Origin of the sequence: Streptosporangium sp. NPDC049376, from assembly GCF_044466505.1 — a bacterium.
Classification (GTDB): Bacteria; Actinomycetota; Actinomycetes; order Streptosporangiales; family Streptosporangiaceae; genus Streptosporangium.
Genome location: NZ_JBITMT010000006.1, coordinates 124,783 through 136,943 on the forward strand (window position 1 = coordinate 124,783; position 12,161 = coordinate 136,943).

A 12,161-nucleotide genomic window follows, 5' to 3' on the forward strand; every position below is an offset into this window, starting at 1 on the left:
CGGAACGGACCGCCTCGGGACGATCCGCCCATCTTATTTTCCCCGTCAAGTCGGGAACATAAAGTTCTTGACTGGGGTTATTGGTACTGGTGCGCTGAGCGGCCCGCAGGCCGCCCCACCCGACAATCTGTAAGCAGACGACTCCGTGATGGAGGAGGTGTCCTCATGCCCCAAACCGCCGTGGCGACCTCATCGGAGGCCCCGACGCCCCTTGAGAAGCTCCTTGACCGAGGGCGAGTCCAGGGTCACCTTTCGCTCGCGGAGCTGCGCCACGCCTTCGCGGAGTCCGGGACCAGCCCCACGGAGGGCCGCTCGATCCTGCGGGAGCTCACCGAGGCCGGCGTCATCCTGGCCGCCGAGGACGAGCCCACGCTCAGCGGCGCGTCCAAGAAGACCGCCGGGCGCCGGACCTCCCGCAAGGCGAAGGCCGCGCCCGCCAAGGCCACCACCAGGGCCGCCAGGACCACCGCCAAGAAGGCCGAGACCGCCGGGGCCCCCGCCGAGGCCGAGCCGGAGATCGGCGAGGAGGAGTGGACCCCCGAGGAGGCCGAGCTCGAGGCCGAGCAGACCATGGACCTGGACGACCAGTCCTCGGTCATGGGCGACTCGGTGCACACCTACCTCAAGTCGATCGGCAGGCGCACCCTGCTCACCGCCGCCCAGGAGGTCGAGCTGGCCAAGCGGATCGAGGCGGGGCTGTACGCCGAGTCCAAGCTTGAGGCCGAGCCCGGCCTGCCCGCCGCCATGCGCGACGACCTCGAATGGATCGCCGAGGACGGCCGCCGCGCCAAGGACCACATGCTTGAGGCCAACCTCCGCCTGGTCGTCTCGGTCGCCAAGAAGTACACCGACCGTGGCATGGCGTTGCTCGACGTGGTCCAGGAGGGCAATCTGGGCCTGATCCGCGCGGTTGAGAAGTTCGACTACACCAAGGGCTACAAGTTCTCCACCTACGCCATGTGGTGGATCCGCCAGGCCATCCAGCGTGGGTTCGCCGACTCCGCGCGCACCATCCGCCTTCCCGTGCACGTGCTGGAGATGCTCTCCAAGCTGTCGCGCGTCGAGCGTGACATGCACCAGCGTCTCGGCCGTGAGCCCACCCCGGAGGAACTGGCGGTCGAGCTGGACAAGACCCCCGACCAGATCGAGGAACTGCTGCGCACCAGCCGCCAGCCGATCAGCCTCAACGCGACCATCGGCGACGACGGCGAGACCACCATCGGCGACCTCATCGAGGACGTCGACTCGCCCGAGGCGTCCGAGGTGGTCGACCGTCAGCTGCTGGGTGAGCAGCTGCGCGGCGTGCTGGGCAACCTCTCCCCCAGGGAGGCCAAGATCATGGCTCTGCGCTTCGGCCTCGTCGACGGCAAGCCTCACACCCTCGACGAGATCGGCAAGCACCTGGGCCTGACGCGCGAGCGCATCCGCCAGCTGGAGAAGGAGTCGCTGTCGAAGCTGCGCCACCCGAGCAACACCCGCCCGCTGCTCGACTGGGCCAGCTAGACCCGCTCGTGAGGGGCGTCGTGGACCACCGGTCCGCGACGCCCCTCACGCGTGCCCGGGGTCAGGCGAGCGCCCTGGCCAGCACGACCCCGCCGACGATCAACGCCAGGGCCGCGACGCGTCCCGCCCCGACGGGATCGCCGTGCAGTACGATCCCCAGGGTGATGGCGCCGACTGCGCCGATGCCCGTGAAGACGGCGTAGGCGGTGCCGACGGGGAGTCCCTGCTGCATGGCCTTCGACAGCAGCCACACCGCCAGCGCCCCCAGCGCGAAACAGACCAGCGTGGGCAGCGGCCGGGTGAACCCCTCGGTCGGCTTGATGCTCTGCGACCAGGCGATCTCCACCAGCCCGGCCGCCATGAGCAGCAGCCAGCTCATCGGACGGCCAGCTTCCCTGCCAGCTCCCGCGCGGCGGCGTAGGACCGCTCGTGCACGGCCCGCCGGTCGGCGAGGGCCGGGTCCACCAGGGAGTTGACCAGTTCTGCGTGGACGAACGTGACGTCCTCGACGGCGAAGTGCCCGAGGAAGAAGTCACGCAGATAGCGTTCCTCGTGGTCGAAGGGCTCCCTGGGGGTGCCGGGGCCGTAGGCGCCGCCCCGCGCGCCCGCGACGACGAACGTCCGGCCGGTGAGCTTCATCTTGGGGAAGGTCACCTGGTCGATCCAGGCCTTCAGCGCCGAGGGGATGGAGAAGTTGTACATCGGCGTGCCGATCAGCACGACGTCCGCGGCCACCAGCTCGTCGAGCAGCGGTTCGACCACTGCCCAGGCCTCGGCCTGTTCCGGGGTGCTCACCACCTCGTGGTAGCGGCCGATGTCGGTGATCTGACCGGCCAGGACACGGTCGCACAGCTCCGTCCAGGCCTGCCCGATGTGCGGGACGGGGTCGGCGGCCAGGTCCCGGTAGGTGTATCCGCCCTCCGGGTTGGCCGCGCGCCACGCGGCGGCGTAGATCCCCGACAGGGTGCGGGAGAAGGACGCACGGCGGGCGCTGGCGTCCAGGTGCAGCAGGCGGCTCACGGCTCTCCGATCCTCGATGCCAAAGCGGACGTTGTGTCCGCTTAATCACCATAGCGGCAAGCGGACACGATGTCCATTTGACCCCGGGTCCGGTCGGCCGGAGGGCGGCGCCCGTCATCGCACGCGGCGACGGGCACGGCGCGGCGAGAGGGGCGCCTCGGAGGCGACGCCGGGAACGACCACCGGCCACCCGGGCATGTCGAGGCATCCGGGCATGAGAAAGGCGGCCCCGGTATCCCGGAGCCGCCTGGTGCGTGAACGACCCGGCAGGTCGTTCACACGAGAAGTCAGCGGACGACGGTGGTCACCGGCCGCGGGACGCGGGCGATGCCGGTCAGCCGGTTCTCCTCGCGCAGGGTGCGCAGCCGGTTGACCTCGGCGGTCCACTCCGCTCCCTTGGGGGTCGCCCTGCCCTTGCGGCGGCGGATCCTGTCGTCGTAGGCCTTGGGCCCGAAGGTCGCCCGCTGGCCCGCCTCGGCCGCGCGCAGCGCCTCGGTCAGCGCCGCGTCGAAGACCAGCCCGGCGGCCCTGAGCTCCTCAGGGGACGCCCCGGCCGCCTGCACCCGGCGCAGTTCGGCCTCGGCCGTGCGCGCCCTCTCAAGGAACTCGGGGAAGCTCTTCCCGACCTCCTGGTCGGCGTGGTGACGGACCTCCGCCTCCCGGCTCACGCCCGGTCGGAAAAACGCCATCGTCTGCCCTCTCTCACCCGTCGCCGGGAACCTCCCGGCGGATCACGGCTGTAGCCTACGCCGTCGACCCCCGGACCACCCACTCAGGGACCGGCCCACCCTGGACGGCACGGCGCGGCGCCCTTTACACAGTAAGGTCACCGATGACAGGATGCGGCCATGCCCGCCAAACGACCACCCGTCCCGCTCTCCAGGGAACGCATCATCGAGGCCGCCCTGCACATCGCCGACAGCCAGGGGCTCCGGCGGCTGACGATGCGGCGCCTGGGCGACGCGCTCCAGGTCGAGGCCATGGCCATCTACCACCATCTGCCGCGCGGCAAGGATGCCCTCATGGACGCCCTGGCCGAGCACGTCACGGCCGTCCACGCCGAGCCCGCGAGCACCTGGCAGGACAGCGCGAGGGCGTGGTGCAGGGCGAGCAGGGACGCGCTCAGGGAGCATCCCGGGGTGCTGGCGCTGGCGCTGACCAAGCCCCCGAAGGGCCGCGCGGCGATCGCCCTCATGGAGCAGACCGAGCAGCTCGCCGACGCCGGGCTGCCCGACGCGGCGCAGGCGGTACGGACGCTGCGGGCCTACGTCTTCGGCGCGGTCGCGGTCGAGGTACAGCGCTCCGGATGGGCCGACCCCCCGGCGGACGGCGCCGAACCGTGGCGTCCCCCGTCGGCCGGCGGAGGCTCCGCGGCGGCCGACACCGACTTCGAGCACGGGCTGAACGCCCTGCTGGCGGGACTCAACGGAAAGCGAACGGAGACTGAACGGTAAAGAAACGCGAGGCCGATCCTTTTTTACCTGCCAGATGGCGCGTTTCGCTTGGCCAGATGTCCGCTATGAGGCATCCTGTGCTATAGGTCACACCTCCGGAAGAGCCCTGAAGGACCACTCTCCAGAGTTCGCAAACAGTCCTAACGGGCTATGTCCCGGGGTGAGATCCAGATCGCACACTTGAGTTTGACCAACGTGCGGACCTCACCCCGTTCGAGGCACGCACGACCCACATGTCCACACCAGATGCTCGTCACCCGTCACGCGATGGGAACGGATTCCCATCGGGGACACGGTGTCCACCCGCTGTCCGATGTCGATCCAGCGAGCCGACGATAGAGATCCGGAGGCACGCCGATGTGCCCGCACCAGCCGTCCTGTCCGCCCGCCGAGGCGCTGGACCGCGAAGCCGCCCGTACGATGGTCGCCCACCCCGAGCAGGGCTGGAGCCTGCTCTGCAACGGTGTGGTGCTGTTCGACGACACCGGTGAGATCCTGCCCGACGGCGGGGTCATCGAGCCGCACCGGCCCCTGGCCGGCGTCGCCTGATCGCCTGACCGATCACTCCGCGGCGGCGCGCATCCTCGCGCCGAGCCAGTGCGCGACCACCTCGCCCACCCTGCCGGGATGCCTTTTGAGATCGTGCCCCTCACCGGGCAGCACCACCAGGCGCGAGGTGTCCGCCGCCTCGGGGACCCCAAACGGGTCACGGTCACCGCTGACCGCCAGCACGTCGACCCCCGCCGCGCGCAGTTCCTGCGCGCGCGACCTCTCCGGCTTACCGGGAGGATGCAGGGGGAAGGCCAGCGCGACCACCGCCGTCGCCCCCGCCTGCGAGGCCGTACGGCAGGCGACCCTGGCCCCGTTGCTCCGCCCGCCCTGCACCAGCGGCAGACCGGGCCGGAGCCCGCGAAGCCCGGCGACCAGTTCCAGCCAGGCCTCGTCCTGCCTGGCCGCCGATCCGGGAGCCCTGGCCCCTCGCATCCTGAACGGCTGGAGCACCCGGGCGACCACTCCGCCGATCGGCGTCACCGCGTCCCGTACGGCCAGCAGGTCGGGTGCGTCCACTCCCCCGGCCGAGCCGTGGGTGAGCACCAGCAGGAAACGTGGATCGGCCACCTCGTCGATCTCGGCCACGGCCGGGCCGTGAACGGTGCCGATCTCCACGGACGAGGCAGTACTCCGGATGGACACCGATCTAGTCCTAACGGCTGATGTCCGGGCCTGCGGCAGGGCGGACAATCTCAGGGTGCAGGATCATCACGATATCCGACAGGACGTACGGGCGACCATCGGGGCCCGCCGTGACCTCGGCCCCGAGTACGAGGCCGCGCTCGTCGAGTCCTTCGTCGAACGCCTCGACTCGACGATCGCCGCCAGGGTGCGGGCGGAGCTGCAGGCCACGGGTTATCACCCCCAGCAGCACTATCCGCACCCCCAGGGTCCTCCCCCCGCGCCGCGGCGCAAGGGGAACGGCACCGTCCCGATCGCGCTCGGCTCGCTGGGGTTGGCCATCCCGCTGACCGCCGTCGCCGCCGAGGGCGGGACCGTGGGGATCCTGGTCGCCTGGGGCGGCATCGTGGTGATCAACATCGCCCACGCCCTCGGCGGGCTGCGCCACCGCGACTGAAGAGCGGGGCCGGAGACTCAGGCGTCCCGGTTGCGTCGCAGCCTGACCTCCTCGGCCAGTTCCTCGTCCGCGCTGTCCAGGCCGTAACGCCACACCCGCTCGGCGTCCTCCTCACGCCCTCTGAGCGGCAGCGTGCGGGCCAGCAGCTCGATGGCCAGCGCCCCGGTCTCGGCGTCGCCGCCCTCTTCCACCGCCCCGGTGAGCTCGGCGCAGGCCAGTTCGAGATGGGCGATGCCGAGCAGCACCCGCAGCCTCGCCGTCTCCACGACGTCCGGCACGGACAGCGCCTCGACGAGCACTCCCGCCGCCTCGGCCGCCTCCCCCTCCTCAAGGAGGATCTCGGCCAGCCGCTGGGCGGCGAGGGAGGAGATCTCCGGCTCTCCGGTCGCCAGCGCGGCCCTCAGGGCCTCCTCCGCCTCCACGGGGCCCACGGCGAGCCTGGCCAGGCCCATGTGCGCCAGCGGAGCGCAGGCGGCGTTCCCGGTGCCCAGCGCGGCCTGCCAGGCCGCCCGCGCCTGGTCGGGCAGGTCGTCGCGCTCGAAGCTCCTGGCGAGCAGGCAGGCGGCCTGCCCGGCGAACTCGGGATGGCCGGTGGCCAGCGCGGCACGGGCCGCCGCCCTGGCGTCGGCCGCGTCCCCCCGCTCCTCGAGCACCACCGCCAGCCCGACCGCCGCCTGCGCGCGGTCGGGCCCCTCGGGGTCCGCGGCCAGCTCCGCGAGAATCACCGCGGCGCCGTCCAGGTCACCGTCCTCGGCCAGCCGCCGCGCGGTCTCCAGCGGTCGGGTGTCCACCTCTGGCATGCAGGGTCCCTCCGGGTAAGGAATCGCCCCGGGCCCGGTGGCCCGGAGCCCTGTCCACGAGGTGGATCTTAACGGTGCGAATCAGTCCTCGTAGGCCTCAAGCGGAGGGCAGGCGCACACCAGATTGCGGTCGCCGTACGCCTGGTCGATCCGGCGGACCGGCGACCAGTACTTGGCCTCGCGCACCGAGGGCAGCGGGTAGGCCGCCTCGGCCCGCGAGTAGGCGTGCTCCCAGTCGTCGGCCAGCAGGCAGGCAGCCGTGTGCGGGGCGTTGCGCAGCGGGTTGTCGGTCTTGTCGTAGGCGCCGGAGGCGACCTTCTCGATCTCCCCCCTGATCGCGATCATCGCCTCGCAGAACCGGTCGAGCTCGGCCAGGTCCTCGCTCTCGGTGGGCTCGATCATCAGCGTACCGGCCACCGGGAAGGACATGGTGGGAGCGTGGAAGCCGTAGTCGACCAGGCGCTTGGCCACGTCGTCCACGGTCACACCGGTCTCCTTGGTGATCTGGCGCAGGTCCACGATGCACTCGTGGGCGACCAGGCCGCCCCGGCCGGTGTAGAGGACGGGGTAGTGCGGGGCGAGCCTGCGGGCCAGGTAGTTGGCCGACAGGATGGCCTGCTCGGTGGCCGCCTTGAGCCCGTCTGCGCCCATCATCCTGACGTAGGCCCAGGAGATGGGCAGGATGCCCGCCGAGCCGTACGGCGCGGCGGAGACGGGACCGACCGGCGAGTCGTCGCGCAGCGGGTGACCGGGCAGGTAGCCGGCGAGGTGGGCGCGGACCGCGACGGGGCCGACGCCGGGGCCGCCGCCGCCGTGCGGGATGCAGAAGGTCTTGTGCAGGTTCAGGTGGGAGACGTCCGCCCCGAACTCGCCCGGCTTGGCCAGGCCGACCAGGGCGTTGAGGTTGGCGCCGTCGACGTAGACCTGGCCGCCCGCCTCGTGCACCCGCTCGCAGATCTGGGTGATGGTCTCCTCGTAGACGCCGTGCGTCGAGGGGTAGGTCACCATGATCGCGGCGAGCCGGTCGCGGTGCTTGCCGAGCTTGGCGTCGAGGTCGGCGAGGTCCACGTTGCCGTTGTCGTCGCAGGCGACCACGACGACCCGCATACCGGCCATGACCGCGCTGGCGGCGTTGGTGCCGTGCGCGGAGGAGGGGATCAGGCAGACGTCGCGATGGGCCTCGCCGCGGGCGTGGTGGTAGGCGCGGATCGCCAGCAGCCCGGCGAACTCACCCTGGGAGCCCGCGTTCGGCTGGATGGAGACCGCGTCGTAGCCGGTGACCTCGGCCAGCCAGCCCTCAAGCTCCCGCACCAGCTCCGTGTAGCCCTCGGCCTGTTCCGCGGGGGCGTAGGGGTGCAGCCCGGCAAACTCGGGCCAGGTGATCGGCTCCATCTCGGTGGTCGCGTTGAGCTTCATGGTGCACGAGCCGAGCGGGATCATCGACCGGTCGAGCGCGACGTCCTTGTCCTGGAGCCTGCGCAGGTAGCGCAGCATGGCCGTCTCCGACCTGTGGCTGTGGAAGACCGGGTGGGTCAGGTAGTCGCCGGTGCGCGCCAGCCCCTCGGGCAGCGCGTCGTGCGCCGCGGCGTCCAGGTCGGTCAGTACGGCGCCGCTGACCTCGAAGGCGGCCAGGACCTGCTCCAGGTGGAGCTGCTCGGTCCGCTCGTCGCAGGTGACACCGACGTGGTCGGCGTCGACCAGGCGCAGGTTGACGCCGTTGTCGCGGGCCGCGGCCACGATCCGGGCGGCGCGGCCGGGCACCCGGGCGAGCACGGTGTCGAAGAAGGCGTCGTGGACGACCTCGACGCCTCCGTGGCGCAGGCCCGCGGCCAGCACGACGGCGTGCCGGTGGACGCGCCTGGCGATCCTGCGAAGGCCCTCGGGGCCGTGGTAGACGGCGTACATGCCCGCGATGACCGCGAGCAGCACCTGCGCGGTGCAGATGTTGCTGGTCGCCTTCTCCCTGCGGATGTGCTGCTCACGGGTCTGCAGCGCCAGGCGGTAGGCGGGGCGGCCGTCGGCGTCCTGGGAGACGCCGACCAGACGGCCGGGCATCTGCCGCTGCAGGCCGTCGCGGACGGCCATGTAGGCGGCGTGCGGGCCGCCGAAGCCCAGCGGGACGCCGAAGCGCTGCGAGGAGCCGATCGCGATGTCGGCGCCGAGCTCGCCGGGGGCGGCCAGCAGGGTCAGGGCCAGCAGGTCGGCGGCGGCCACCACCTGGGCGCCGCGCGCGTGGGCGGCCTCGGCGACGGCACGGAAGTCCCTGATCTCACCGTCGGCCCCGGGGTACTGCACGAGCACGCCGAAACAGTCGGGAAGGGCCTCGGTGAAGTCGCTCTCGACCAGCTCGATGCCGAGCGGCTCGGCCCTGGTGCGCAGCACGGCCTTGGTCTGCGGCAACGAGCCGGCGTCGACGACGAACACGTTCGAGGAGCCGCGCACCGCCCTGCGGGCCAGCGTCATCGCCTCGGCGGCGGCGGTGGCCTCGTCCAGCAGGGAGGCGCCCGCCACGTCGAGACCGGTCAGGTCGGAGACGACCGTCTGGAAGTTGAGCAGGGCCTCAAGGCGCCCCTGGGAGATCTCGGGCTGGTAGGGCGTGTAGGCGGTGTACCAGCCGGGGTTCTCCAGGAGGTTGCGGCGGATGACCGCCGGGGTGATCGTGTCGTGGTAGCCCAGGCCGATCATCGAGGTGAGCACGGTGTTGCGCCCGGCGAGGGCGCGCAGCTCGGCGATGGCCTCCGTCTCGCTCGCGGCGGGCGGGAGGTTGAGCCTGTCCTTCGCCCTGATGGCCTCGGGGACGGCCACCGCGACCAGGTCGGCGGTCGAGGCGAATCCGACCGCCTCGAGCATGCGGGTCTGGTCGGCGTCCGCGGGCCCGATGTGACGGGTGGCGAACGGCGGGGGGGTCAGCTCGCTGAGCGGTGACAGGTCGGTCATGGGAAGCCTCCCGAGACGTTGGAGACCGGCGCTGGGCGCGGGCGTATGCCGGATCTCCCCCTCTGTCATCGCGACCTGAGAGTTTCACCTTCCGGTGCGTGGAAGGCTTTCCCCGTCGGTGAGACGCGCCTGGCGGGCGTGCCTGCTTTCCAGAGTCGCCTCGCCCACGCGGTACCGGGTGCCTGAGAGATTCCGGGGAGGTTGCTCCTTCGGCGCCCCGATCATGCCGGGGTCTCTCCCGCGCAGAGTCAGCAGCGAGACAACCTTACCCGGTGCGGCGAGCCCGGCGACGACGGGCCAGCTCATCCGCGTGGTGATCGCCTAAAGGGCTCTGGCCGGACTCCGCGCGCTCTCCGGGCAGGTCGGCCAGGGAGCCCTCCACCTCCTGCCAGACGCGGCCGAGGGCTATGCCGAAGACACCCTGCCCTCCCTGGAGCAGGTCGATGACCTCGTCGGGTGAGGTGCACTCGTACACGCTCACCCCGTCACTCATGAGGGTGATCTGGGCCAGGTCGTTGACGCCGCGGTCGCGCAGGTGCTGGACGGCGATGCGGATCTGCTGGAGGGACACACCCGTGTCGAGCAGCCGTTTGACGACCTTGAGCACCAGGATGTCGCGGAAGCCGTACAGGCGCTGGGAACCCGAACCGTGAGCGGCCCTGACCGTGGGCTCGACCAGACCGGTGCGCGCCCAGTAGTCCAGCTGCCGATAGGTGATGTCGGCCGCGGCACAGGCGGTGGGACCGCGGTATCCGATGTCGGCGGGCAGTTTCACCGGCTGCCCGTCGAACAGCAGGCCCTCTTCGCCCGCACGCTGACGTGCCTCCCCGCGCCGTTCCGGGTCATCCTGGTCGGCGTTTCTACCCTCGCCGCTGCTGACCGCCACGCGGACCTCCGGCTTTCTCTCATCCCGCGGCCTGATCTGGGGGTTTGCGCACAGCCGCGGGTTTCACTTGCACCGTAGGACTGGGGCCAAGATCAGTCAACGACCCTCCCCGGCGCGTCGTGAAGCGTAAATGCACCGAAATACCTACCCCGCGCGACCGAAGTCCTCGGGCGTGATCGTGTCAAGGAACTCCCTGAACTTCTCCACCTCGTCCTCCTGGTCGTCGGGAATGATCACCCCCGCCTCCCTGACGATGTCCTCACTGGCGAAGATACGGGCTCCCGTACGCAACGCCAGGGCTATGGAGTCCGAAGGACGGGCGCTCACCTCGACCCCGTTGGAGAACACGAGATCGGCGAAGAAGATCCCATCACGGAGTGCGACGATGTTCACGGTGCTCAGCCGGACGCCGAGCGCGTCGAGCACGTCGCGGAAGAGGTCATGGGTGAGTGGCCGGGGTGGCGGCTCTTCGGCCTGGGCCATCGCGATCGCCGTCGCCTCGGTCATGCCGATCCAGATCGGCAGGTACCGCTCCCCATGTGCCTCCTTCAGCAGGACAATAGGCTGGTTTGAGGGCATCTCAACCCGAACGCCCACGACCTCCATCTGCAACACGGGCTGCTCCGTCTTCGCTGGATTATGACCGGTTTGTTCAACGTAACACTCGTGAGGGGACGAGTGCCTGGTCAGGTTCTCACCGGCCCAAGCCCCCACGCACGGCGGAACGCAGGAGCGAGGCGTGCAATTCCAGCAGAAGACCAGAAATCTCCTTGGCGGTCTCGTCGGCCCGGTCGATGGCCCCCGGGCCTCGGCGGCGAAGCAACGGTGCGATGGCCTGTTCGACGAGGGTGGCCTCCCGCTCGGCCGCGGCCTTGACGACCCGCAGGTGGCGTGCCCTGAGCCCGAAGGCGGCCAGTGCCCCCACGCTGCGGGCCACGGCCAGCGCCTCGGCGTCGTAGTGGCGGGCGACCGCGGCGAGCAGGCCGAAGTCCTCAAGCTCGGTGAGGGTCTCCTCGTCGAGCTCGGCGGCGGCGAGCAGTTCCTTGCGGGTGAGACGAACCTCCGGCGGCGCCTCGCCGGGAAGGGCCCGCGGAGGGGTGACCGGCCGGTCCTCGCGGTCCGCGGCCTCGAGCCGGTCCTTGATCACACGCAGCGGCAGGTAACGGTCGCGCTGCTCGCCGAGGATGTAACGCAGCCGCTCGACGTCGGCGTAACTGAACTTCCGGTAGCCGGAGGGACTGCGCTCCGGCTCGATCAACCCCTCGCCCTCCAGGAAACGGATCTTGGAGATGCTGACGTCGGGGAACTCGCCCTGCAACAGGGCGAGCACCTCCCCGATGCTCATGTGCGAACGAGCCGCCTGGGAGCTCATCATCCTCCAGCGGCGCCACGGGTGAGGAAGACCAGGCGGAACTTGCCGATCTGCACCTCGTCGCCGCCGTAGAGCGGGACCTCCTCGATCCGCTCGCGGTTGACGTAGGTGCCGTTGAGGCTGCCGACGTCACGGACGGTGAACACCCCTCCGCCGCGCCGGTAGAACTCGACGTGACGCCGCGAGACGGTGATGTCGTCCAGGAAGATGTCACTCTCGGGGTGACGTCCGACCGTGGTCAGGTCGCTGTCCAGCAGGAAGCGGCTGCCCGCGTTGGGACCACGCATGGCGACGAGCAGCGCGGCGCCCGTAGGCAGTTGCTCGACGGCCTGCCGCTCGGCGAGAAGCGTCTCTCCCGTCTCCGCCTCGTAGGCCTCGATCCCGGACAGGGAGATCGTCGACGTACTGTCTCCCGGGGAGTCGAACCTGGTCAGCGGCGACCCGCATCGTGAACAGAAACGGGCGTCCTCAGGGTTGGCATGACCGCACTGCGTGCAGTAGACGCTCGGCATCGATCGGCTCGGCCTCCTACCGCGAGGACGCGGCAACGGTTCTCGGT

The 12,161-nt window shown here is 70.8% G+C and carries 14 protein-coding genes and 1 riboswitch; of the genes, 4 read left to right on the top strand and 10 right to left on the bottom strand.

What is annotated here, in order from left to right:
- The first annotated feature begins 165 nt into the window (after window positions 1-165).
- Window positions 166-1,503 carry an RNA polymerase sigma factor gene (locus tag ACIBVQ_RS18630; RefSeq protein ID WP_399178753.1) on the top strand — a complete coding sequence of 446 codons (1,338 nt, stop codon included), beginning with the start codon at window positions 166-168 and terminating at the stop codon, window positions 1,501-1,503.
- Window positions 1,504-1,564: 61 nt separating this feature from the next.
- On the opposite strand, the gene ACIBVQ_RS18635 is transcribed toward ACIBVQ_RS18630, so the two are convergent.
- From ACIBVQ_RS18635 to ACIBVQ_RS18645, 3 genes are all read right to left on the bottom strand, one after another.
- A complete protein-coding gene (locus ACIBVQ_RS18635) occupies window positions 1,565-1,882 on the bottom strand; it encodes a multidrug efflux SMR transporter (RefSeq protein WP_352012546.1) in 318 nt (105 codons plus the stop codon).
- Complete coding sequence (locus ACIBVQ_RS18640) at window positions 1,879-2,523, bottom strand: NAD(P)H-dependent oxidoreductase (RefSeq protein ID WP_362781342.1); 645 nt, start codon at window positions 2,521-2,523, stop codon at window positions 1,879-1,881. Before ACIBVQ_RS18640 ends, ACIBVQ_RS18635 begins: the two co-directional genes overlap by 4 nt.
- Window positions 2,524-2,810: 287 nt before the next feature.
- Window positions 2,811-3,191 carry a hypothetical protein gene (locus ACIBVQ_RS18645; RefSeq protein ID WP_352012548.1) on the bottom strand — a complete coding sequence of 127 codons (381 nt, stop codon included), beginning with the start codon at window positions 3,189-3,191 and terminating at the stop codon, window positions 2,811-2,813.
- A 180-nt stretch (window positions 3,192-3,371) separates the two neighbouring features.
- On the opposite strand from ACIBVQ_RS18645, the gene ACIBVQ_RS18650 reads away from it, so the two are divergent.
- Together ACIBVQ_RS18650 and ACIBVQ_RS18655 are read left to right on the top strand one after the other, a co-directional pair.
- On the top strand, window positions 3,372-3,977 hold the full coding sequence (locus ACIBVQ_RS18650) for a TetR/AcrR family transcriptional regulator C-terminal domain-containing protein (RefSeq protein WP_399178756.1): 606 nt from the start codon (window positions 3,372-3,374) through the stop codon (window positions 3,975-3,977).
- A gap of 357 nt (window positions 3,978-4,334) precedes the next feature.
- Window positions 4,335-4,526 (top strand): DUF5999 family protein, encoded by a 192-nt coding sequence (locus tag ACIBVQ_RS18655; RefSeq protein WP_352012550.1) that lies wholly within the window; start codon window positions 4,335-4,337, stop codon window positions 4,524-4,526.
- Between the two features lie 12 nt (window positions 4,527-4,538).
- On the opposite strand, the gene ACIBVQ_RS18660 is transcribed toward ACIBVQ_RS18655, so the two are convergent.
- Complete coding sequence (locus ACIBVQ_RS18660; RefSeq protein WP_352012551.1) at window positions 4,539-5,144, bottom strand: alpha/beta family hydrolase; 606 nt, start codon at window positions 5,142-5,144, stop codon at window positions 4,539-4,541.
- An 82-nt stretch (window positions 5,145-5,226) separates the two neighbouring features.
- Here ACIBVQ_RS18660 and ACIBVQ_RS18665 point away from each other — a divergent pair, with 82 nt between their 5' ends.
- Window positions 5,227-5,607: a hypothetical protein gene (locus ACIBVQ_RS18665; RefSeq protein WP_352012552.1), complete on the top strand. Its 381-nt coding sequence runs from the start codon at window positions 5,227-5,229 to the stop codon at window positions 5,605-5,607.
- Window positions 5,608-5,624: 17 nt separating this feature from the next.
- Here ACIBVQ_RS18665 and ACIBVQ_RS18670 read toward each other — a convergent pair whose 3' ends face one another.
- From ACIBVQ_RS18670 to ACIBVQ_RS18695, 6 genes are all read right to left on the bottom strand, one after another.
- Window positions 5,625-6,407, bottom strand: a complete 783-nt coding sequence (locus ACIBVQ_RS18670) for a hypothetical protein (RefSeq protein ID WP_399178759.1) — start codon at window positions 6,405-6,407, stop codon at window positions 5,625-5,627.
- Between the two features lie 81 nt (window positions 6,408-6,488).
- Complete coding sequence (gene gcvP / locus ACIBVQ_RS18675) at window positions 6,489-9,344, bottom strand: aminomethyl-transferring glycine dehydrogenase (RefSeq protein ID WP_362918689.1); 2,856 nt, start codon at window positions 9,342-9,344, stop codon at window positions 6,489-6,491.
- 159 nt (window positions 9,345-9,503) lie between these two features.
- Window positions 9,504-9,595: riboswitch (glycine riboswitch) on the bottom strand.
- Window positions 9,596-9,609: 14 nt separating this feature from the next.
- Complete coding sequence (locus ACIBVQ_RS18680) at window positions 9,610-10,230, bottom strand: MerR family transcriptional regulator (protein ID WP_184713883.1); 621 nt, start codon at window positions 10,228-10,230, stop codon at window positions 9,610-9,612.
- 144 nt (window positions 10,231-10,374) lie between these two features.
- On the bottom strand, window positions 10,375-10,845 hold the full coding sequence (locus tag ACIBVQ_RS18685) for a bifunctional nuclease family protein (protein WP_184713884.1): 471 nt from the start codon (window positions 10,843-10,845) through the stop codon (window positions 10,375-10,377).
- A 79-nt stretch (window positions 10,846-10,924) separates the two neighbouring features.
- Complete coding sequence (locus ACIBVQ_RS18690) at window positions 10,925-11,575, bottom strand: MerR family transcriptional regulator (protein ID WP_352012555.1); 651 nt, start codon at window positions 11,573-11,575, stop codon at window positions 10,925-10,927.
- Window positions 11,576-11,601: 26 nt separating this feature from the next.
- On the bottom strand, window positions 11,602-12,114 hold the full coding sequence (locus tag ACIBVQ_RS18695) for an FHA domain-containing protein (RefSeq protein WP_399178762.1): 513 nt from the start codon (window positions 12,112-12,114) through the stop codon (window positions 11,602-11,604).
- Window positions 12,115-12,161 lie beyond the last annotated feature (47 nt).